This is a genomic window from Xanthobacter sp. 126, assembly GCF_000526175.1.
Lineage (GTDB): Bacteria > Pseudomonadota > Alphaproteobacteria > Rhizobiales > Xanthobacteraceae > Xanthobacter > Xanthobacter aminoxidans.
This window is the reverse complement of sequence record NZ_JAFO01000001.1, coordinates 2,048,959-2,071,397: the sequence shown is the minus strand read 5'-3', so window position 1 is coordinate 2,071,397 and position 22,439 is coordinate 2,048,959. Positions and strand designations below refer to the sequence as shown.

Below are 22,439 nucleotides of genomic sequence, written 5' to 3'. Positions count from 1 at the left end.
GCGGCATGAAGGACCTTCTGGCCGCCCTCGGCCTCATGCTGGCCATCGAGGGCCTATGCCTCGCCGCCTTCCCGGGGGCGTGGCGCAAGGCCATGCGGGCGGTCCTCCACGCGCCGGAAACCCCCATGCGCCTCGCCGGCCTCGGCGTCGGCGCACTGGGGGTGCTGGTGGTGTTCCTGGTGCGCAGCTTCTGAAGGCGGGGCTTTCCGGCCCCGTTTTCTAATCCATCCATCCGCGTCATCGCCCGGCTCGTCCGGGCGATCCACTTTCGGGCCGCAGGTGTGCCCGCTTGCCGGGAGCACTCACTCGGCGCGGTGGATCCCCCGGACAAGCCGGGGGATGACGACAGGTGAGGAACGCGGACGCCCGGCAACTGAACGGGAAACGACCAGGGGCGGCATGGCGGGCCCTGTCGCAGGCTGCCGGCGGTGAGATTGCCGCAATCGTCCCTGACTGTGCGCCCTCCCCCGCCGGATCGTGAGCATCGCGGGGCTTGCGCCCGGAGCGCTGGCGTCGCAGCCTCTGGGGATGATCTCGAGGACAGCCATGCCTGCACCGTTCGTGCCTTCCCGTCTCCTCTCCGGCCGGTCCCGGCTGCCCGCGCTGCTGCTGGCGGCGGCGGTGGCCTTCACCGGCATCGGCAGCGCGCCGCTCCATGCCGCGCCCGGCAAGGGGCCGGATACGGTGGCGGACGTGGCCGAGAAGGTGATGGACGCGGTGGTGAACATCTCCACCTCGCAGAACGTCGCCCCCTCCCGCTCGGTGCCCGCGCCGCAACTGCCGCCGGGCTCGCCCTACGAGGATTTCTTCGACGAATTCTTCAAGCGCCGCCCGGAGGATGGCAGCGAGCAGCGCTCGCGCCGCGTCTCCTCGCTCGGCTCCGGCTTCGTCATCGATCCGTCCGGCTTCATCGTCACCAACAACCACGTCATCTCGGATGCCGACGAGATCTTCGCCAATTTCAACGACGGCTCGAAGCTGAAGGCCGAGGTGGTCGGGCGCGACACCAAGACCGACCTCGCCTTGCTCAAGGTGAACCCGCCCAAGCCCCTCGTGGCGGTGAAGTTCGGTGACAGCGAGAAGCTGCGCGTGGGCGACTGGGTGATGGCCATCGGCAACCCGTTCGGCCTCGGCGGCACGCTGACGGTGGGCGTCGTCTCCGCCCGCAACCGCGACATCAATTCCGGCCCCTACGACAATTTCATCCAGACCGATGCGGCCATCAACCGGGGCAATTCCGGCGGCCCGCTGTTCAACATGAATGGCGAGGTGATCGGCATCAACACCGCCATCATCTCCCCCTCGGGCGGCTCCATCGGCATCGGCTTCGCCGTGCCCTCGGCCACCGCCCAGCCGGTGATCGCCCAGATCGAGCAGTTCAAGGAAGTGCGGCGCGGCTGGATCGGCGTGCGCATCCAGCCCGTCACCGAGGACATCGCCGAGAGCCTCGGCCTCGGCAAGCCGCGCGGCGCGCTCATCGGCGTGGTGACGGAGAACAGCCCGGCCGCCCAGGGCGGCATCAAGGCCGGCGACGTGATCGTCAAGTTCAACGGCCGCGACGTCAAGGAAGTGCGCGACCTCACCCGCACGGTGGCCGACACCATGGCCGACAGCGAGGTGGAGGTGGTGGTGATCCGCAAGGGCAAGGAGGAGACCTTGCGCGTCAAGGTCGCCCGCATGCCCGAGGACGACAAGCCGGAAGCCTCCAAGCCCGCCCCCGAGGCGCAGAAGGTGCCGCCGAAGAAGGCGCTCGGCATCGAGCTCTCCGCCATGAGCGACGACCTGCGCAAGCGCTTCAAGATCAAGAGTGAGATTTCCGGCGTGGTCATCACTGACGTGGACCGCTCGTCCCCCGCTTCCGACAAGGGGCTGAAGACGGGTCAGGTCATCGTGCAGGTGGGCCAGGAAGCGGTGGCGAGCCCCGCCGACGTGGAGAAGCAGATCGACGCCCTGCGCAAGGCCGGCAAGCGCTCCGCCCTGTTCCTGATCTCCGACGGCGAGGGCAAGCAGGAGTTCGTGACGGTGCCGCTGAACTGAGGAGCTTCCGAATCCTGAGCAATCGCCGCGCCCGGCCCTGACGGGACGGGTTCGACACCGTCGTCCTCCGGCTTGACCGGAGGACCCATTGCGACGTTCGTCCCGGCCCCTGGAGCTTCGTACGTCGGCGGGATGGGCCCTCCGGTCAAGCCGGAGGGCGACTGCGGGAGAGGCGAGCGAGCGGGCATTTTCATCCCGTCCCGGCCATCTAAGCCGCTTTCTACCCCACCTCGCCCCTCAGCCGTGGCTCAGCCCGCGCGCGGCCCATCAGCGGCAGCAAAGCGGCGAGTTCCGGTCCCGTCTCCCGGCCCGTCAGCGCAAGGCGCAGGGGGTGGAAGAGCTTGCGGCCGGTGCGCTCGGTGGCCGCCTTCACCGCGCCCGTCCACAACTTCCAGGTGGCGCCATCCCACGGCTCGGCCGGGAGCAGGCCGGCGGCCTCAGTGAGGAAGGCGCGATCCGCATCGGCGATGACGCCCGCCTGCGGCGTGGCGACGATTTCCCACCAGCCCCGCGCATCCTCGAACAGGGAGAGGTTCGCCCGCACCGCCAGCCAGAAGGCCTCCCCGCCGCCGATGCCCGCGGCCTCAAGCCGCGCGGCGGCGGCGGAGAAGGGCATCAGGTGGAGGGTGCGGGCGGTGAGCGCGTCGAGGTCCGCCGGATCGAACCGGGCGGGCGCGCGGGAGATGGCGGCAAGGTCCACCATCCCCGCCAGCCCATCGAGGTCCGCGACCGGCTCCACCGCATGGGAGGTGCCCACGAGCACCGAGAGCGCGGCCACCGCCAGCGCCTCCTGCCCCGCCTCCCGCAGCGCCGACAACGAGAGGTGGCCGAGCCGCTTAGACAGGCCCTCCCCGGAGGGCAGGGTGAGCAAATTGTGGTGCGCGAAGCCGGGCACCGGGCCGCCCAGCGCCTCGAAGATCTCGATCTGCACCGCCGTGTTGGTCACGTGGTCCTCGCCACGGATCACCTGCGTCACCCCCAGCGCCAGATCATCCACCACCGAGGGCAGGGTGTAGAGGAAGCTGCCGTCGGCACGCACCAGCACCGGGTCCGAGAGGGTGGCCGTATCCACCTGCTGCGGCCCGCGCACGCCGTCATCCCACGCCACCACGCGATGATCGAGCCGGAACCGCCAGTGCGGGCGGCGGCCCTCGGCCTCGAGCCGCGCGCGGTCTTCGGGCGAGAGGGCAAGGGCGGCGCGGTCATAGACCGGCGGTAGGCCCCGGGCGCGCTGGAGGCCGCGCTTGAGGTCCAGCTCCTCCTCAGTCTCGTAGGCGGGATAGAGGCGGCCCATGGCCTTCAGCCGCTCCGCCGCCGCCGCATAGTCCGTGAGCCGGTCCGACTGGCGCACGGTGACATCCGGCGCAATGCCGAGCCATGCGAGGTCGGCGGCGATGGCATCGGCATATTCGGTGCGGGAGCGGGCGGCGTCTGTGTCGTCGAAACGCAGGATGAAGGTGCCACCGGCGCGGCGGGCGATCAGCGCATTGAGGAGCGCGGTGCGGGCATTGCCCACATGGATCAGGCCGGTGGGCGACGGGGCGAAGCGCAGCACGGGCGCGGGATTTCGCAGGGGAGCGGACATGGAGTGCCCATAACCCGCCTCGGGCCGCGCGTCGATGGGCGGGGCCCTGAAAGCAGAGAGCCCGGCCTTGCGGCCGGGCTCTCCTTTTCGTTCAGCGCGGTTGCGGGCAGTCCGGGCCCTGGCACCGGTTGCCGCCGCCACCCCCCTGCGGCTGCTGCTGCCGCTGCTGGGGCTGTTGCTGCTGCGGCTGTTGTTGCTGGCGCTGCTGCTGTTGCTGCTGCTGCGGCGGACGCTGCTGTTGCTGCTGCTGGATCAGCTGCTGGCGCTGCTGCTGATACTGCTGACGCTGCTGCTGCATCTCCTGCTGGCGCTGCTGGATCTGTTGCTGCTGTTGCTGCTTCAGCTGCTGTTGCTGCTGCTGGCGCTGCTGGTTCAGTTCCTGCTGCTGCTGGCGCAACTGCTGCTGGCGCTCGGCCGGCGACGGCTGCCCCGGACGCGCGCCCGGCTGGCCGGGCTGACCGGGTTGCCCCGGCTGGCCCTGACCCGGAGGCATGCCAGGCTGGCCCGGACGAACGCCGGGCTGACCAGGCTGGCCCTGTCCCGGAGGCACGCCGGGCTGGCCCGGACGAACGCCGGGTTGGCCGGGCTGGCCCTGACCGGGAGGCACACCGGGCTGACCCGGACGAACGCCGGGTTGGCCTGGCTGGCCCTGACCCGGAGGCACGCCGGGCTGACCCGGACGAACGCCGGGCTGACCAGGCTGGCCCTGTCCCGGGGGCACGCCGGGCTGACCCGGACGAACGCCGGGCTGCACCTGACCCGGACCACCGGGCTGGCCGGGAGCTCCCGGATTGCCGGGACCGCCAGGACCGCCGGGCTGACCGGGACCACTCGGACCACCAGGGCCGCCCGGATGACCGGGACCGCCAGGACCACCGGGCTGACCAGGACCACCCGGATAACCAGGACCACCCGGACCACCGGGGCCGCCCGGATGACCGGGACCGCCAGGACCACCGGGCTGGCCGGGGCCACCCGGATAGCCGGGACCACCCGGACCACCGGGGCCACCCGGTCCACCGGGACGGCCGGGCGGATAGCCGGGGCTGCCGGGATAGCCGGGCTGGCCCCAGTTGGGCGGCGGACGCGGGGCGTCCGGCGGCGGCCTCATGCCGGGAGGCGGCACATAGCCGGTGCGCCACCAGCCGGGCGGACGCGGGCCGGGAGGCGGCGGGCCCCAGCCCGGACGCGGCCGCGGGTTATAGCCTTCCCAGCGGTAGCGATCCGCGTACCAGGGCTGGTTCACATAGATCGGCCGGTTGACGTAGTAGGTATTCCAATATTGCGAAGCGGCGAACGCCACCACCGGAACGCCGACGGCCGCGAGGCCCCAATCGGGCAGCACGGCGGTGCGGCCCTGCTGCTCGTAGCCGATATATTCGCTGTACACCCAGCCGCGGAAATCCTGCCAGATGACGTCGCACCAGGATTCATCCTGGAGGCAGCCTTCCACCTCGATAGGCGAGCCGTCGGGAATGACGCCGAGGCTGGGGAATTCCGTATCCGGCCCCGTCCGGATGTTGACGTTTGCCGTGGAGAAGGCCGGCGCGGCCTGCGCCGATACGATCCCCGCCATGGCCAACCCGGCTACCCAGCCGGTCAGCTTCAGCACCCTCATGGACCACTCCCATGCGACTCGCATTGAGCCGATGAGGATACTTTAAACCCGCCCTCATGGCGTTTCGTGTGCGCAGGCGCGGCGTTTCATGAGCGCCGGCACGGCCGAATTGCGTCAGGAGATGGTGAACGGGACGATATCGCGCACGTTCTCGTCGATGCGGATGTCCCGATCGAGGGGCGGAAAGGCCCTGAGATCGCAGTCGCGGCGCGGGCAGATGCGGCAGGACACGCCGAGCTTCGCCACCGGCGCCGCCTTCAGGTCCAGCCCGTCCGCATAGACGATGTCATGGGCGAAGGAGACCTCGCAGCCGAGGCCGAAGGCAAAGGCCCGTGCCGGCTGGCCGTGGCGCAAAGCCGGGCTCGACACCGCGCGGGCCAGGCAGATGTAGCGCGCGCCATCCGGCATCTCGCCCACCTGCACCAAAGTGCGGCCCGCCACCTCGAACGCCTCATGGACGTTCCAGGCCGCGCAGGCGCCACCGTGGCGGGCAAACTGGAAGCGCGTCGCCGAATGCCGCTTGGTGATGTTACCGGCCCGGTCGACCTTGGCGAAATAGAAGGGCACGCCCTTCGCCCCCGGCCGCTGGAGGGTGGAGAGGCGGTGACACACCTGCTCCAGGCTCGCCCCGGTCTCCAGCGCCATGCGATCGAGGTCGTGTCGCAGGCGGCGGGCAAGCTCAAGGAAACGACGATAAGGAAGTATCAACGCACCTGCGAAATAGTTCTGCAGCGCCAGCCGGCAGATCTCCCCCGCCGTCTGGCTGCGGAACGCGCCGGAGGACACCGTGTGCTCCACCAGCGCCCCATGCTCCAGCTGGGCCATGGTGACGGCCATGCGGAAGGCCCGCGTCGCCGCCGGCAGCACGCCGGAGAGCACGAGCCGCCGCGCCCGCGGGTCGTAGCGGGAGAGGGGAGCGTCGGGGTCGGCCGGGCCGATCTCCACCTGCACCTGATGGCGGCGGGCGAGATGGGCGGCGATGGCCGCGGCAGGGTCGCCCCCTTCCATGATGCCGAGTGACGTTGCGGCATTTTCCGCCGCGCGATCAAGACCATCCACGTAATTGTCGATGTAATGGAAGAAGTCGCGAACCTCCTCATAGGGGATCAGCTTGGACTCGTCCGCGCCCGGCGTGACGCCGGCCGTGATCATATCGTCGAGGGAGGCACGCCATTCCGCCGTGCGGCGCAGCGCGACGTGCATCCGCAGAAAGGCGTGGGCGAAGGCGGGCGAAAGGTTCGCCACGGCCTTCATGTCCTGCAGGCCGAGGTCGAGGTCCTTGAACAGCGGGTCCGCCGCCGTCTCGCGCAGGTCGGCCACCAGGCGGTCGAGGTCTTCCGCGCCGAAGGAGGTGATGTCCACCGCGAAGGTGCGCGAGATGGCGATCAGCACCGAGGCGGTGAGCGGGCGCTGGTTGCTCTCGATCTGGTTGATGTAGGAGGGCGAAACGGCAAGGCGCTGGGCCAGCTCGCCCTGCTTCAGCCCCAGCTTCTCGCGCAGCCGGCGCACCGCGTGGCCGGCAAACACCTTCTGGCGCATGTCCCCTCCCGCACCTCTGAGCGGTAGTCGGCCGCGACTGACCTAACGTCCTGTACCGCCAGAGCTTCGAGTTCCGGAATGTGAATGATTTACAATTCGCAATGTCAATTTTTCACATATTCCAATGCATCGCAACTCCTGTTAGCCGAGTTGCGACGCACTTGCGGGAAACGCCTGCGGGCCTCGCGGGAAAGCCGGCGCGAAAGCTCTGGCGAGCGCGCGGGAACCCGCTAGTCTCAAATTTACCTCTGGCCTCATTGAAAGGCGCTCGGCATGAAGGACATCCTTGAGGAGCTCGAGAGCCGGCGGGGTGTCGCCCGTCTCGGCGGTGGCATCAAGCGCATCGAGGCGCAGCATGCCCGCGGCAAGCTCACCGCCCGCGAGCGCATCAGCCTGCTGCTCGATCGCGGCACGTTCGAGGAATACGACACCTTCGTGCAGCACCGCTGCGTCGATTTCGGCATGGAAAGCCAGAAGGTGCCCGGCGACGGCGTCGTCACCGGCTGGGGCACCGTCAACGGCCGCAAGGTCTTCATCTTCGCCAAGGACTTCACGGTGTTCGGCGGCTCCCTCTCCGAGGAGCATGCGCGCAAGATCACCAAGATCCAGGACATGGCGCTGAAGACCCGCGCGCCCATCATCGGCCTGTTCGATGCCGGCGGCGCCCGCATCCAGGAAGGCGTCGCGGCGCTCGGCGGCTACGGCGAGGTCTTCAAGCGCAATGTGATTTCCTCGGGCGTCATCCCGCAGATCTCGCTCATCATGGGCCCCTGCGCCGGCGGCGACGTCTACTCCCCCGCCATGACCGATTTCATCTTCATGGTGCGCGACACCTCCTACATGTTCGTCACCGGCCCCGACGTGGTGAAGACGGTGACCAACGAGACCGTCACCGCCGAGGAGCTGGGCGGCGCCAAGGTCCACACCTCCAAGTCCTCGGTGGCCGACGGCTCGTTCGAGAACGACGTGGAGATGCTGCTGGAGACCCGGCGCCTCATCGACTTCCTGCCCGCCAACAACATCGAAGGCGTGCCCGAGTGGCCCTCCTTCGACGATCCGGGCCGCATCGACGCCAGCCTCGACACGCTGGTGCCGGACAATCCGAACAAGCCCTACGACATGAAGGAGCTGATCCTGAAGGTCGTGGACGAGGGCGACTTCTTCGAGATCCAGGCGGCCTACGCCAAGAACATCCTCACCGGCTTCGGCCGCATCGAAGGGCGCACGGTGGGCTTCGTCGCCAACCAGCCCATGGTGCTCGCGGGGGTGCTCGACTCGGACGCCTCCCGCAAGGCGGCCCGCTTCGTGCGCTTCTGCGACGCCTTCGAGATCCCGATCGTCACCTTCGTGGACGTGCCCGGCTTCCTGCCCGGCACCGCGCAGGAATATGGCGGCCTCATCAAGCACGGTGCCAAGCTGCTGTTCGCCTATTCGCAGGCGACGGTGCCGCTGGTCACCGTCATCACCCGCAAGGCCTTCGGCGGCGCCTATGACGTGATGGCCTCCAAGCATGTGGGCGCGGACGTGAACTATGCCTGGCCCACCGCCCAGATCGCGGTGATGGGCGCCAAGGGCGCGGTGGAGATCATCTTCCGCCAGGACATGGGCGACCCGGACAAGATCGCCGCCCAGACCAAGAATTACGAAGAGCGCTTTCTCTCGCCCTTCGTCGCCGCCGAGCGGGGCTTCATCGACGAGGTCATCACGCCCCGCTCCACCCGCCGCCGCCTCGCCCGGGCGCTCGCCATGCTCCGCACCAAGAAGCTGGAGCAGCCCCCGCGCAAGCACGACAACATGCCGGTGTGAGCGGGCAGAGCTGAAGCTCGTTGCCTGAGGCCGCCGCTCTTTTGTGAACCGCCGTCATCCCCCGGCTTGTCCGGGGGATCCATCCCGCCACCCGAACCCGCGGATGGGTGGATGCCCCGGACAAGCCGGGGCATGACGGCACAGGAACGAGAGCGCGGCGCCGAGGAACCCGACCCGAGATTTTTCGCGCCGCTGGCGCAAAGGAACGAACGCCATGTTCTCCAAGATCCTGATCGCCAACCGGGGTGAGATCGCCTGCCGCGTCATCAAGACGGCGCGCAAGATGGGCATCAAGACGGTTGCCGTCTATTCCGACGCCGACAAGGACGCCCTCCATGTGGAGATGGCGGACGAGGCGGTGCATATCGGCCCGCCGCAGGCCGCCCAGTCCTATCTCATCGCCGAGAAGATCGTGGAGGCCTGCAAGAAGACCGGGGCCGAGGCGGTGCATCCCGGCTACGGCTTCCTCTCCGAGCGCGCCTCCTTCCCGCGCCTTCTCGCCGAGCACGGAATCGTCTTCATCGGGCCGAATCCGCACGCCATCGACGCCATGGGCGACAAGATCGAGTCCAAGAAGGCGGCCGCCGCGGCCAGGGTCTCCACCGTGCCCGGCTATCTCGGCGAGATCGCGACTGGCGAGGAAGCGGCCAAGATCGCCGACGAGATCGGCTATCCCGTGATGATCAAGGCCTCCGCCGGCGGCGGCGGCAAGGGCATGCGCATCGCCTATTCCCGCGACGAGGTGCAGGACGGCTTCGACCGCGCGCGCTCGGAGGCGAAATCCTCCTTCGGCGACGACCGCGTGTTCGTGGAGAAGTTCATCGTCGATCCGCGCCACATCGAGATCCAGGTGCTGGGCGACAAGCACGGCAACGTCATCTATCTCGGCGAGCGCGAGTGCTCCATCCAGCGCCGCAACCAGAAGGTCGTCGAGGAAGCCCCCTCCCCGCTGCTCGATGAAGCCACCCGCAGGAAGATGGGCGAGCAGGCCGTCGCCCTTGCCAAGGCGGTGGGCTACGACAGCGCCGGCACGGTGGAGTTCGTCGCCGGGCAGGACCGCAGCTTCTTCTTCCTGGAGATGAACACCCGCCTGCAGGTGGAGCATCCCGTTACCGAGCTGATCACCGGCATCGACCTCGTGGAGCAGATGATCCGCGTCGCCGCCGGCGAGCCGCTGTCCATCACCCAGGACGACGTGAAGCTCACCGGCTGGGCGGTGGAAAGCCGCATCTACGCGGAAGACCCCTACCGCAACTTCCTGCCCTCCACCGGCCGCCTCGTGCGCTACCGCCCCCCGGCGGAAGGCAAGGACGGCCCCATCACGGTGCGCAACGACACGGGCGTGTATGAAGGCGGGGAAATCTCCATCTTCTACGATCCCATGATCGCGAAGCTCGTCACCCACGCCCCCACCCGCGCCATCGCCATCGAGGCACAGGCGGATGCGCTGGATGCCTTCGCCATCGACGGCATCGGCCATAACATCCCGTTCCTCTCGGCGCTGATGTCCCATCCGCGCTGGCAGTCGGGCAACCTCTCCACCGGCTTCATCGCCGAGGAATATCCCGAGGGCTTCGTCGCCCGCGCCCCGGAAGGCGAGCTGACGCACACGCTTTCGGCCGTGGCGGCGGTGATCGACCACATCCAGAACACCCGCAAGCGCCAGATCTCCGGCCAGACCTCCGGCGTGACGTGGCGCTTCGCCAAGCGCCGCATCGTCAACCTCTCGGCCGGCGAGGCGACGATCTCCACCCCGTGCGAGGTCGAGGCCGTGGACGGCGGCTTCAAGGTGCAGATCTTCGAGGCGGACGGCACGCCCGGCCACATCCACCTGCTGCGCTCCACCTGGAAGCCCGGCGACGTGGTGTGGACCGGCACCATCGATGCCGATCAGGTGGCGGTGCAGGTGCGCCCGATCCCCAACGGCTACGTGCTCGCCCACCGCGGCATCTCCACCAAGGCGCAGGTCTACACCGAGCTGTCCGCCTCGCTGGCGGCGCTGATGCCGAAGAAGGAGAATGCGGGCGGCGGCAAGGAGCTGCTCTGCCCCATGCCCGGCCTCGTGGTCTCCATCGCCGTGGTGCCCGGCCAGGAGGTGAAGAACGGCGAGATCCTCGCCATCGTCGAGGCCATGAAGATGGAGAACGTGCTCCGCGCCGAGCGCGACGGCACGGTCAAGGCGGTCCACGCCAAGGCGGGCGACAGCCTCGCGGTGGATGCGGTGATCCTGGAATTCGCGTGATGCTTGCGGCGCGGGCTGTTCAATTTCCCCCTGCCATGGCAGGGGGAAGAGAACGGTCGCTGCGGTGGCGGGCCGCGTTGGGAGATCAGGTCATGACCCGGTCGATGCGATTGTCACGTCTGGCTTATGCCCTGTCGGTCGCGGTCCTGATTGGCGGAAGCATCGTTTTCGCACAGTTTCAGGACCAGTTGGTGCCTCAAAGCTATGTAAACCATATCGGGACGGCTATCGGCGTCACCTACGTGATTATCTCCAGCGCCCGGCTGGCAGACGCCGGCTTCCGCTACTGGCGCAGCTTCATCTTGATCGCCATTGCCCTCGTGGCGCTGCCAACCGCCGCCATTATCGCTTATATCCACTTTGTCGGCCCGCCCCTGGACCAAGCCGCACTGGAGGTCATGACCATCGCCCTTGGCCGGGGGGCCATCGTCCTGCTGGGCGTCATCTCCCTTTTCTGTCTTGCCTTCCCCACTGCGACTGCGGCGGCAGGAAGGGGGCGAGGCCGCAATGACGACGACATCCTCCAGTGGAATCCGCCCGGCTCCGGGCCGATCCAGGGCAAACAAGAGCCGAGGACCTGACCATGCGCCTCCTCTCCCACCTCCTCAGCCGCTTCGTGGAAAAGGGCCAGCTCACGGTCATCACGGCCGATGGCCAGCGCTACGTGTTCGGCTCGGGCAAGGACGGCCCGTCCGTCACGGTGCGGATGCACGACAAGAAGCTGGAGCGCGACCTGTTCTTCAATCCAGAGCTGGTGGCGGCGGAGGCCTATATGGATGGCCGCCTCTCGTTCGAGGACGGGGCCGGCGCCTTCGAGCTGCTCAATCTCTTCTCGGTGAACCGCAAGGGCCTCGGCAGCCACCCCGTGCAGCAGGCGCTGCGCAAGGCGTGGCGCTCGGTGCGCAGGTTCCAGCAGGCGAACCCCGTCTCCAAGGCCAAGGAGAACGTCTCCTCCCACTACGACCACCCGGCCGATTTCTACCGGCTCTGGCTGGACGAGACGATGGCGTACAGCTGCGCCTACTTCACCCATCCCGACGAGCCGCTGGCCGATGCCCAGCGCAACAAGTTCCGCCACATCGCGGCCAAGCTGAACATCTCCCCCGGCATGCGGGTGGCGGAGATCGGCTCCGGCTGGGGCGGGCTCGCCATCTACATGGCGAAGGAATGCGGCGCGCAGGTCACCGCCATCAACGTCTCGCCCGAGCAGCTGGCCGAGAGCCGGCGTCTGGCCGAAGCGGCGGGCGTGATCGACCGCATCGACTTCCGCGAGGTGGATTACCGCAACCTCACCGGCAAGTATGACCGCGTGGTCTCCATCGGCATGATGGAGCATGTGGGCGTCACCCATTTCGACGAATATTTCACCACCATCCGCAACCTGCTGGACGCGGGCGGCTTCGCGCTGATCCACGCCATCGGCCGCATGTCGCCTCCCGGCACCACGGCGCCCTTCATCCGCAAGTACATCTTCCCCGGCGGCTATGTGCCGGCGCTCTCCGAGGTGTTCGCCTCCACCGAGCGCACGCATTTGTGGGTGGATGACTGCGAGGTGCTGCGCCTGCATTATTACTGGACCATCCGCGCCTGGCGCCGGAACTTCATGGCCCGCCGCGCGGAGGCCGACGCCATGATGGGCGAGCGCTTCGGCCGCATGTGGGAATTCTACCTCGCCGCCGTGGAACTGGGCTTCCTGCACGGTTCCAACATGGTGTTCCAGCTCCTCCTCTCCGAGAAGCGCGACGACGTGCCGGTGATCCGCGACTACATCGTGGACGCCGAGCGCGCGCTCGCCGCGCGGGAGCAGCGGTGATGGGTAAGGCGGGAGCAAGCGCCGCCCTTTGCGCCCCCTCTCCCCTCGCGGCAGAGGGGCTGGGGGTGAGGGGGCCTAGGCGTCTCCGCCCCGCATTTCCGTCTAACGTCGAACACCCCCTCACCCCGGCCCTCTCCCGCGAGGGGAGAGGGGGCGCGAACGCTTATGCCGGCTCATCATTCGTTGCTGCTTTGCCGCCGTCGCGAAGCAAGCGAACGACTCCCCTCCCTCCCGAGGTCCTGACATGACCGACGCCACCGCCCTCCCCTTCGCAACCGACATCGCTCCCGTCACGCGCGCGGACTGGCTGAAGCTGGTGGAAGGCGTGCTGAAGGGGGCGCCCTATGACAAGCGGCTGGTGACGCGCACCTATGAGGGCCTGGCGCTCGATGCCCTGCCGGAGCGCAAGGCGGATGCGCCCATCGTCGCCGGGCGGCCGGCCGGGGCGCCGTGGATCATCTCCATGCGGGTGGACCAGACCGACGCCGCGCAGGCCAATGCGCAGGCGCTGGAAGACCTCGATGGCGGCGCCTCGGGCCTCGCCCTCGTCTTCGCCGCCTCGCCCTCGGCCCACGGCTTCGGCCTGCCGGAGGGCACGGACCTCGCCGTCGTGCTGAAGGACGTGCTGCTCGACCTCATCGACGTGCGCATCGAGAGCGGCGCCTTCCAGGGCCGCGAGGATGCGCTCGCCTTAGCCGATCTCGTGGAGACGCGCGGCTTCAAGCCGGAGGGCGTCTCCGTCTCCTTCGGCCTCGATCCCTTAAGCGATTTCGCCGCCCACGGCACCCTGCCCATGGCGTGGCCGCTGCTCGCCAAGCGTTTCGCCGAGACCTCGGCCATCCTCAAAGCGCGCGGCTTCGCCGGCCCCTTCGCCCGCGCCGACGGCGGCGTCTATCACGCGGCCGGCGCCTCGGACGCGCAGGAGCTGGCGGCGGTACTCGCCACCATGGTCGCGTATCTGAAGGCCTATGCCGAGGCCGGCATCGCGCTGGAGGAAGCCGCCGGCCGCATCGAGGCGGCCCTCGTCGCTGACGTGAACCAGACGGCCACCATCGCCAAGTTCCGCGCGCTCCGCCTGCTCTGGGCCGCCGTGCTGCGCGAGTGCGGCCTGCCGGAAAAGCCGCTGAAGCTGCACGGCATCACCGCGTGGCGATCCCTCACCCGCCGCGATCCTTATGTGAACCTGCTGCGCAACACGGTCGCCGCCTTCGCGGCCGGCGTCGGCGGGGCGGACAGCGTGACGGTACTGCCCTTCACCCAGGCGCTGGGCCTTCCGGATGCCTTCGCCCGCCGCCTCGCCCGCAACACGCAGGTGATGCTGCTGGAGGAGAGCAACGTCCACCGCGTCGCCGATCCCGCCGCCGGCGCCGGCGCCATGGAGGCGCATACGGACGGCCTCGCCGCCAAGGCGTGGGACCTCTTCCGCACCATCGAGACGCGCGGCGGCATGGCCGATGTGCTGGAGGACCGCTGGTTCAAGGCCGAGATCGCCGAGGTGAAGGCCAAGCGCGACGCCGATGTGGCCACGCGCAAGGCGCCCATCACCGGCACGTCGGAATTCCCCATCCTGGTGCAGGAGGTACCGGAGGTGCTGGCGCCCCTCTCGCCCACCCCCGCCCCGGTGGCGGACGGGGCACTCTCCCCCCACCGCATCGCCGAGGCCTTCGAGGCCCTGCGCGATGCCGCCGAGGCCGCGCCCAAGGCGCCGGTGGCCTTCCTCGCGACACTCGGCCCGGTGGCCGCCTTCACCGCCCGCGCCACCTTCGCCAAGAACTTCTTCGAGGCCGGCGGCATTGCCGCACCAGTGCCGGACGGCTTCGCCGACCTCGACGCCCTCGTCGCTGCCTTCAAGGCGTCGGGCACGCCCTTCGCCTGCCTCGTCTCCTCCGATGAGGTGTACGGCGCCGATGGCGCGGCGGCGGCCGAGGCGCTGAAGGCCGCCGGCGCCACAGCCGTCTGGCTCGCCGGCAAGCCCGCCGCCGAGCTTCAGGCGACGCTTGCGCCCGCGGGCGTCTCCGACTTCATCTTCGCCGGCTGCGACGCGCTGGAAACACTGACTCGCGCACAGGTTGCGGCCGGCCTAGAATGACTCCACTGGCATTCATCCCCTCAGGGCAGGGACGCAATGACATTGGCCTTGAATCTCAGGTTCGATCTGGCCCGGCTCACCGATGCCGAGCTGGCGCAGCGGTGCGACGCCATCTGGGCCGATGTGGATCAGATGCAGGACGACCGCGGAATCATCCGCACCTCGCCGCGCTGGCGCGGGCCGGTGCGCCATCCGCGCGCCTATCTGTTCTGGGCCATGGTGCGGGGGAGCAGCGCGGAGGAGCTGGAGATCCTGCTCTCCGCCTTCGCCGCCAACACCTCGCTTGCGGATGTGGTGTCGCGCCTGCCGCGCATCCGGCTGCATCTGGCGCTGTGCGAGATGCAGGACATTCTGGACGAGATGAAATCCCGGACCCGGTCGCCGCTCAGGCCTGCGCCGTCGCGACCCGAGTCCATTTGAGCTAGGATGGATGCCATGAGCCGGATCCCCAATTTCGCCGAAATCGACTGGCGCGCCGCCGCCCCCGCCGTCCCGTCCGCCGCCGCCGAGGCGTGGACGACGCCCGAGGGCATTCCGGTGAAGCCGCTCTACGGCCCGGCGGACATCGAGGGGCTCGGCTACATCGATACCTATCCCGGCATCGCGCCCTTCCTGCGCGGGCCCTACGCGCCCATGTATGCCACCCAGCCCTGGACGATCCGCCAGTATGCGGGCTTCTCCACAGCGGAGGATTCCAACGCCTTCTACCGGCGCAACCTCGCCGCCGGCCAGAAGGGCCTGTCGGTGGCCTTCGACCTCGCCACCCATCGCGGCTATGACTCGGATCACCCCCGCGTCGCCGGCGACGTGGGCATGGCGGGCGTCGCCATCGACAGCATCTACGACATGCGCACCCTGTTCTCCGGCATCCCGCTGGACCAGATGAGCGTGTCCATGACCATGAACGGCGCGGTGCTGCCGATCCTGGCGCTCTATGTGGTGGCGGCGGAAGAACAGGGGGTGGCGGCCTCCAAGCTTTCGGGCACCATCCAGAACGACATTCTCAAAGAATTCATGGTGCGGAACACCTATATCTATCCGCCCGCACCCTCCATGCGCATCATCTCGGACATCTTCGCCTTCACCTCGAAGGAGATGCCGCGCTTCAACTCCATCTCCATCTCCGGCTACCACATGCAGGAGGCCGGGGCGACGCAGGATCTGGAGCTGGCCTACACGCTGGCGGATGGCGTGGAATACGGCCGCGCCGGTGCCGCCGCCGGCCTGCCCATCGACGTGTTCGCGCCGCGCCTCTCCTTCTTCTGGGCCATCGGCATGAACTTCTACATGGAGGTGGCCAAGCTGCGCGCCGCCCGCCTCCTGTGGACGCGGCTGATGACCGACCTCGGGGCCAAGAACCCCAAGTCCCTGCCGCTCCGCACCCATTCCCAGACCTCCGGCTGGTCGCTCACCGCGCAGGACGTGTTCAACAACGTGATGCGCACGGCCATCGAGGCCATGGCGGCGACGCAGGGCCAGACCCAGTCGCTGCACACCAATGCGCTCGACGAGGCGCTGGCGCTGCCCACCGACTTCAGCGCCCGCATCGCCCGCAACACCCAGATCCTGCTGCAGCAGGAGAGCGGCACCACCCGGCAGATCGACCTGTGGGGCGGCTCCTATTTCGTGGAGAAGCTCACGGCGGATCTCGCCGCCAAGGCGTGGGCGCACATCCAGGAAGTCGAGGCGCTGGGCGGCATGGCCAAGGCCATCGAGGCCGGCATCCCGAAGCTGCGCATTGAGGAGGCCGCCGCCACCACCCAGGCCCGCATCGACGGCGGGGCGCAGACCGTGGTGGGCGTCAACAAGTTCAAGCCGCTCAAGGACCGCCTCATCGACGTGCTGAAGGTGGAGAACGCCACCGTGCGCGCCGCGCAGATCGACAAGCTGAACCGCCTCAAGGCCGAGCGGAACCCGGCCGAGGTGGCCTCCAAGCTCGAAGCCCTCACCAACGGGGCCGCCGGCAACGGCAATTTGCTGGCGCTGGCCATCGAGGCGGCGCGGGCCAAGGCCACCGTGGGCGAGATTTCCGATGCGCTGGAGAAAGTGTTCGGCCGCCACCGCGCCGAAATCCGCGCCATCTCCGGCGTCTACAAGCGCGAGGCTTCCGCCATGACGGACAAGGTGGGCAAGGTGCAGAAGCTGGTGGAAGCCTTCGAGACCGCCGAAGGCCGCCGCCCGCGCATCCTCGTCGCCAAGGTGGGCCAGGACGGCCACGACCGCGGCCAGAAGGTCATCGCCTCCGCCTTCGCCGACCTCGGCTTCGACGTAGACATCGGCCCCCTCTTCGCCACCCCCGAGGAAGCCGCCCGTCAGGCGGTGGAGAACGACGTGCATGTGGTCGGCATCTCCTCTCTGGCCGCCGGCCACCTCACCCTCGTGCCGGCGCTGAAGGCGGCGCTGGAGGCGGAAGGGCGCGGCGACATCATGGTCGTCGTGGGCGGCGTCGTGCCCCCGCAGGACTATGAGGCGCTGAAGGCCTTCGGCGCCGAAGCCATCTTCCCGCCCGGCACCGTCATCGCCGATGCGGCGAAGGAGTTGCTCGGCACCCTCTCCCACCGGCTCGGGCACACTCTCGAAGCGGCGGAGTGAGCGCAGACGCCATCGCCCCCGGCTCCACCCTGCGTGTGCTGGAGCCGGTGCCGGGCGTGATCGCCTTCTATGACGGGCGCATCCCCGGCGTGCGGCTGCACGGGCCGCAGGAGAACTGGCTGGACGACGGCGCCTTCGCCCTCGGCATCGCCTCCTATGCGGTGATCGATGGGGACGACGCCCTCGTCTACGACACCCACATCACCCTCGCCCATGCCCGTTTCATCCGCCGCACGCTGGAAGAGCGGGGCGCCCGGCGCATCCGCGTGGTGCTGAGCCACTGGCACGACGACCATGTGGCCGGCAACGAAGTGTTCTCCGATTGCGAGATCATCGCCAATCGCGAGACCGACGCTCTGCTCCGCGCCAACCGCGCCCGGCTGGAGGCGGCGGACCCGCCCATCAATCCCCTCGTGCTGCCCAACCGTCTGTTCGAGGACCGGCTTTCACTGACTGTGGGCGCCCTGCCCGTCGAACTGATCCAGATGGACATCCACAGCCGCGACGGCACCGTCGCGCTGCTGCCCGGCGGGGTGATGCTGGCCGGCGACACGCTGGAAGACCCGATCACTTATGTGGACGAGCCCGACCGCCTCGCCGCCCATCTCGAAGGCTTGAAGCGGCTCGCGGCGCTCGGCGCGACGCGCATCTTGCCCTGCCACGGCGCACCCGAAGTGATCGCCGCGGGCGGCTACGGGCCGGCGCTCATCGACGCGACGCGGCTCTATGTGGAGAAGCTGCTCAGGCTGAAGGACGAGCCGACGCTGGCGGGGCTCGACCTGCGCACCTTCGCGGCAGAGGCCTTTGCCACGGGTGCGATCTCCTATTTCGAGCCCTATGAGGCGGTGCACCGGAGGAATGTGGAGGCGGTGGCGGCGGCACTCTGACACAGCCATGACGTGCGGCAGCAACTATGCTCTGCTTTGGAATATCGGGGGCGGGAGCGAGTCGTCATGTGGTCATGGCTCAAGGGCCTGTTCGGAGGGCGCCGGCCCAAGCTGGATCATTCGGCCGAGATGGTCCTCAAGGAAGAAGCAGACTGGCAGCGCCTCATCGCCGAGTGGCCCTACCCGCTGCGGCTCGTGCCGGGCACCGAGGCGACGGCGGCATGGTTCGAGGAGGCGGCCATCGGCGCGCGCGAGGGCTTCTCGCCGATCCTGATCACGCCACGGACTCTGAAAATTCCGAAGGATCTGCGGGAGATTGCCGATGAGGACATCGCATCTCCCGAGACGATCGTGGACACTTACGTGCGCAAGCTCCTCTTTGAGAGCTGGGCCCTCGATAATAAAACGGGTCCCTACGATATCAGGGATGCCTCTCCTGAGCAGGTCGCTGCCGCGCTGGCAGAGGCGGAAGATTATAACCGGGGAGGGGCATACAGTTTCGATCGCGAATTCTTTAACGATGTTCAAGAATTGCCACCTGACGCTCCGGAGCCCCAGCCACAAACGGAGCAGTTCAACGACATAAACTCGTTCTATCTCAATGCCCCCTACCCACAGGTAGCGATCACCCGCCTGCCCACGGCCGACAGCTGGCGTATTCCCCTGCTTCTCGGACTCGGCGGTTGGAACAATTGCCCTGACACGGCCGCACTGGCAGCCTTTGCGCGACGCTGGAAGCTGCTTTACGGTGCGGAACTCGCCGCCGTCACCTTCGACACGCTGGAATTCGTGGTCGCCCGACCACCCGCCACCTTCGACGAAGCGACGCGCCTTGCGAAGGAACATTACATCGCCGGAAACGAAGTCTATTTCGAGCAGATCAGCGACTACATCGCCGGCCTGCGCACCGCGCGCCGCTGGTATTTTTGGTGGGACTGAGGACGAGCCACGCCCTGCCCCGAAGCCCTGAACCGGAGCAATCTTAAAGCGGGGCGGCCGAGGCCCTATCTCAATCCACGCCCTTCCCGTTCCAGCGCTTCGTCGTCGGCAAATCGAGGCCGAACAGGTCGAGGGCGCGGGCGACGGTCTGGTCCACGATCTCCAGGATGGACGTGGGCCGGTGGTAGAAGGCCGGCACGGGGGGCATGAGGATGGCGCCGTTGCGGGTGGCCTGGGCCATCAGCTCCACATGGCCGGCATGGAGCGGGGTTTCCCGCAGCAGCAGCACCACGCGGCGCCGCTCCTTCAGGCACACGTCGGCAGCCCGCACCACCAGCTCGTCATTGTAGCAATGAGCGATGCCGCTCAGAGTCTTGATGGAGCAGGGCGCGACCAGCATCCCCTCCGTCACGAACGAGCCGGAGGAGACGGACGCGCCGATGTCCTTCGGATTGTGGACGTGGTGGGCGAGGGCGCGCACCGCGTCCGGCGTGAAATCGGTCTCGGCGATGATGGTGCGGGCGCCGGAGGGCGAGAGCACGAGATGGGTCTCGACCCCACCCCGCTCCCGCAGAAGCTGGAGCGCACGGATGCCGTAGATGGCGCCCGACGCGCCGGTGATGGCCACCACGAGACGTTTGGGGCTTTCAGGCTTCATCGCATCAATCCGGCAGCGCCAGATCCAACCATATCGCCTCGGTCAATTCGGTGAAGGCGGGATCGCTGCGCGTGCAGCGCATGTGGCGGGGCCGCAGCAGCTCGACCCGGTATTCGGCGACGATGCGGGCCGGGCGGGCGCTGAACACCACCACCCGGTCGGCCAGCGCCACCGCCTCCTCGATGTCGTGGGTGACGAAGATGATGGAGCGGCGCTCCGCCTCCCACACCCTCAAGAGTTCGAGGCCCATGGCGATCTTGGTCTGGTAGTCGAGCGCGCCGAAGGGCTCGTCCATCAACATCAGGGACGGACGATAGGCCAGCAGGCGCCCCAGCGACACGCGCTGGCGCATGCCGCCCGAAAGCTGCTTCGGCCAGGCATTCTCGAAGCCGTCGAGCCGCAGCAGCTTGATGAGCCTCGCCACCTGCGCCGCCTGCTCGCCGGAGGGCGTGCCGCCCAGCTCGGCGCCGACGCGGATGTTCTCGGCCACCGTCCGCCACGGCAGCAGCGCGTCCTTCTGGAACATGAAGCCCACCCTCGGCGGCGGCGACGTGACCGCCACCCCGTCCACCTCGACCCGCCCGCCGGACGGCTTCAGCAGCCCGCTGATGGCCCGCAGGATGGTGGATTTGCCCGAGCCCGACGGCCCCACCACGGCGACGAACTCGCCCTCCGCCACATCGAGCGAGATGCCGGAGACCACCTCCAGCGGCGGCATGTCCGGCCGGGGGAAGGAGATGGAGAGGTCTTTCAGCGCGGCACGGGGCCTCGGCGTTTCGGCGGTCAGCGCCAAATTGGTCAGCGCCATGTGATCATCCTCCGCTCGACGAAGCCGACAAGCTGATTGGCCAGCATGGCCAGCACCATCAGCACGATGAGGCCGGTGAACACGCCTGTTGTGTCGAGCTGGCCGCCCCGGCTTTCCACGTACCAGCCGAGGCCGCGATTGGCGCCGATCAGCTCGCCCACCACCGCGCCGATGAGCGCGAGGCCGATGCCGATGCGGAAGGAGGCGAGGATCCACGGCGTCACCGCCGGCAGCAGCACCCGCCGCACCAGATAGATCCGCCCGGCGCGCATGGACTTCATGAGGTCCAGATGGTCGGGATCGATGGTGCGGATGCCCTCCATGACGTTCATCAGGAAGATGAACACCACCATGGTGAAGGCCATCATGATCTTGGAAAACAGGCCGATGCCGAACCACAGGATGAACAAGGGCGCCAGCGCCACGCGCGGCAGGCCGTAGAGCCCCATGATGACCGGATCGAGGGTGCGGGCAACTTCCGGCGCGCGGGCCAGCACGATGCCGAGCGGGATGCCGATCACCGCCGCGAGCACGAGTCCGGCCCCCGCCTCCTCCAGCGTGGTGCTGGTGTGCAGCCACAATTCGCCGCTCAACGCCAGTTCCCACAGCCGCGCCGCGATCAGGCTCGGCCGGCTGCTCCAGAACGGGTTGAAGAGGGTGTAGGAAGCGAGTTCCCACAGGCCGAGCAGGACGGCGATGAGGCCGATCTGCCTCAGCCCGGTGGCGCCGATGCCCAGAGAGAGGCGCCGTCCCGGCCGGGCGAAGGCCGGCCCGCGCGTGGTGATGCTGTCGCTCATGCGTCGCCTCATTTGGGCAGATAGGAGAGGGCCACGATGTCGGCGTAGGGCATCGGCTTCAGCTTCGGCTCGGCGATCGTCATCATCGCCATGAGGAAGTTGAAGCTCTCCGGCGACATGACGCCGTCCTTGGAGAGATAGCCGGCGGCCAGGTCATCGGCGAGCTGGGCGACCATGGCGTCGTCCTTCATCTCGGGGAACAGGGACTTGATGGCGGGATAGAGCACCGTCTTGTCCTGCTGGATGAGGCGCAGCGCCTTCACCACGGCCCGCGCCACCTTGCGCGCGTCTTCCGGGTGCGCCTTCAGCCAGGTATCGGTGGCGATGAGATCCTGTGCCGGATAGGGCAGCTTGCGGAAATCCTCGATGATCCGGTAGGCGCCCTTCTCGGCCATGACGATCTGGATATCGGGCGTCGAGAACATGCCGCCGGCGATGGCGCCCGCTTGGAGCGCGGCCTTCTGCGCGCCCGCGCGGCCCACCGAGAGCAGGACGAAGTCCTTGTCCGGGTCGAGGCCCGCCTTGCGGATGGCGTAGCGCACGGTGGTGTCGGTGAGGCTGCCGGCCGTGGTGATGCCGATCTTCTCGCCCTTGAGGTCGGCGATGCTCTTGGCGGTGGAATCCGCCTTGCCGATCAGCGCGTAGCTGTGCTGCTCGGCCAGCGCCACCAGCACCTTTCCGCCGAGCCCGCGATCCTGGAGATGGACCGCATGGTCGGCGGCGCAGATGCACAGATCGATGCTGCCGGAGGCGAGCGCCTGCGCCACCGGCCCGCCGCCCTTGAAGTCGAGGCGCTCATATTTGAGGCCCTCTTCGGCGAAGAAGCCCTTCTGGTCCGCCACGAGGACGGGCAGGCCGCCGGCCGAGAGCTGGGCGACGCCGATCTTGAGAAGCGTCTCGGCGGAGGCGGCCATGGACGACAGGCCGGCCAGCGGCAGAAGCGCCGCCGCGAAAAGAAGAGACTGGAACCTGCGACGCATGTGTTCACCCTCTGGAAGAGTGGAAGAATGCTTCACCAACCTCAAACGC

General features: G+C 68.3%; 18 protein-coding genes. 11 read left to right on the top strand and 7 right to left on the bottom strand.

Features of this window, described 5'->3' with window-relative positions; all coding sequences use genetic code 11:
- Positions 1-5: 5 nt before the first annotated feature.
- Both XAN126_RS0109845 and XAN126_RS0109840 read left to right on the top strand, forming a co-directional pair.
- Entirely contained in the window at positions 6-194 is a 189-nt protein-coding gene (locus XAN126_RS0109845; RefSeq protein ID WP_024278426.1) for a DUF2065 domain-containing protein, read from the top strand.
- A gap of 352 nt (positions 195-546) precedes the next feature.
- Entirely contained in the window at positions 547-2,037 is a 1,491-nt protein-coding gene (locus XAN126_RS0109840) for a DegQ family serine endoprotease (protein ID WP_024278425.1), read from the top strand.
- 220 nt (positions 2,038-2,257) lie between these two features.
- On the opposite strand, the gene XAN126_RS0109835 is transcribed toward XAN126_RS0109840, so the two are convergent.
- The 3 genes from XAN126_RS0109835 to XAN126_RS0109825 form a co-directional block, all read right to left on the bottom strand.
- Positions 2,258-3,622: a glutamate--tRNA ligase gene (locus tag XAN126_RS0109835; RefSeq protein ID WP_029876991.1), complete on the bottom strand. Its 1,365-nt coding sequence runs from the start codon at positions 3,620-3,622 to the stop codon at positions 2,258-2,260.
- Between the two features lie 91 nt (positions 3,623-3,713).
- The gene (locus XAN126_RS28690) at positions 3,714-5,240 is read right to left on the bottom strand and encodes an SH3 domain-containing protein (RefSeq protein ID WP_197024022.1); all 1,527 of its coding nucleotides are present in this window, start codon (positions 5,238-5,240) and stop codon (positions 3,714-3,716) included.
- Positions 5,241-5,354: 114 nt separating this feature from the next.
- Positions 5,355-6,779, bottom strand: coding sequence for a short-chain fatty acyl-CoA regulator family protein (locus XAN126_RS0109825; protein ID WP_024278421.1), 1,425 nt, complete (start codon positions 6,777-6,779; stop codon positions 5,355-5,357).
- Between the two features lie 273 nt (positions 6,780-7,052).
- Between XAN126_RS0109825 and XAN126_RS0109820 the strand changes: the two genes are divergently transcribed.
- The 9 genes from XAN126_RS0109820 to XAN126_RS27050 all read left to right on the top strand — a co-directional run bounded on the left by XAN126_RS0109820 (position 7,053) and on the right by XAN126_RS27050 (position 19,147).
- Positions 7,053-8,585 (top strand): acyl-CoA carboxylase subunit beta, encoded by a 1,533-nt coding sequence (locus XAN126_RS0109820; RefSeq protein WP_024278420.1) that lies wholly within the window; start codon positions 7,053-7,055, stop codon positions 8,583-8,585.
- 214 nt (positions 8,586-8,799) lie between these two features.
- On the top strand, positions 8,800-10,827 hold the full coding sequence (locus XAN126_RS0109815; protein ID WP_024278419.1) for an acetyl/propionyl/methylcrotonyl-CoA carboxylase subunit alpha: 2,028 nt from the start codon (positions 8,800-8,802) through the stop codon (positions 10,825-10,827).
- 92 nt (positions 10,828-10,919) lie between these two features.
- Positions 10,920-11,408 (top strand): hypothetical protein, encoded by a 489-nt coding sequence (locus tag XAN126_RS0109810; RefSeq protein WP_024278418.1) that lies wholly within the window; start codon positions 10,920-10,922, stop codon positions 11,406-11,408.
- 2 nt (positions 11,409-11,410) lie between these two features.
- Complete coding sequence (locus XAN126_RS0109805) at positions 11,411-12,640, top strand: cyclopropane-fatty-acyl-phospholipid synthase family protein (protein WP_024278417.1); 1,230 nt, start codon at positions 11,411-11,413, stop codon at positions 12,638-12,640.
- 244 nt (positions 12,641-12,884) lie between these two features.
- Complete coding sequence (locus XAN126_RS0109800) at positions 12,885-14,729, top strand: methylmalonyl-CoA mutase subunit beta (protein ID WP_024278416.1); 1,845 nt, start codon at positions 12,885-12,887, stop codon at positions 14,727-14,729.
- Positions 14,730-14,765: 36 nt separating this feature from the next.
- The gene (locus XAN126_RS0109795) at positions 14,766-15,149 is read left to right on the top strand and encodes a hypothetical protein (protein ID WP_024278415.1); all 384 of its coding nucleotides are present in this window, start codon (positions 14,766-14,768) and stop codon (positions 15,147-15,149) included.
- 15 nt (positions 15,150-15,164) lie between these two features.
- Positions 15,165-17,321 (top strand): methylmalonyl-CoA mutase, encoded by a 2,157-nt coding sequence (gene scpA / locus XAN126_RS0109790; RefSeq protein ID WP_024278414.1) that lies wholly within the window; start codon positions 15,165-15,167, stop codon positions 17,319-17,321.
- The gene (locus XAN126_RS0109785) at positions 17,318-18,208 is read left to right on the top strand and encodes an MBL fold metallo-hydrolase (RefSeq protein WP_024278413.1); all 891 of its coding nucleotides are present in this window, start codon (positions 17,318-17,320) and stop codon (positions 18,206-18,208) included. Before scpA ends, XAN126_RS0109785 begins: the two co-directional genes overlap by 4 nt.
- 66 nt (positions 18,209-18,274) lie before the next feature.
- Entirely contained in the window at positions 18,275-19,147 is an 873-nt protein-coding gene (locus XAN126_RS27050) for a DUF4253 domain-containing protein (RefSeq protein WP_024278412.1), read from the top strand.
- 70 nt (positions 19,148-19,217) lie between these two features.
- On the opposite strand, the gene XAN126_RS0109775 is transcribed toward XAN126_RS27050, so the two are convergent.
- Genes XAN126_RS0109775 through XAN126_RS27045 form a run of 4 tightly spaced genes read right to left on the bottom strand, consistent with a single transcriptional unit; the run spans position 19,218 to position 22,390 of the window.
- Positions 19,218-19,805, bottom strand: coding sequence for a UbiX family flavin prenyltransferase (locus tag XAN126_RS0109775; protein ID WP_024278411.1), 588 nt, complete (start codon positions 19,803-19,805; stop codon positions 19,218-19,220).
- 4 nt (positions 19,806-19,809) lie between these two features.
- Positions 19,810-20,613, bottom strand: coding sequence for an ABC transporter ATP-binding protein (locus XAN126_RS0109770; RefSeq protein WP_024278410.1), 804 nt, complete (start codon positions 20,611-20,613; stop codon positions 19,810-19,812).
- A complete protein-coding gene (locus tag XAN126_RS0109765) occupies positions 20,604-21,410 on the bottom strand; it encodes an ABC transporter permease (RefSeq protein WP_024278409.1) in 807 nt (268 codons plus the stop codon). Before XAN126_RS0109765 ends, XAN126_RS0109770 begins: the two co-directional genes overlap by 10 nt.
- Positions 21,411-21,418: 8 nt before the next feature.
- Positions 21,419-22,390 carry an ABC transporter substrate-binding protein gene (locus XAN126_RS27045; RefSeq protein ID WP_024278408.1) on the bottom strand — a complete coding sequence of 324 codons (972 nt, stop codon included), beginning with the start codon at positions 22,388-22,390 and terminating at the stop codon, positions 21,419-21,421.
- Positions 22,391-22,439: the final 49 nt, after the last annotated feature.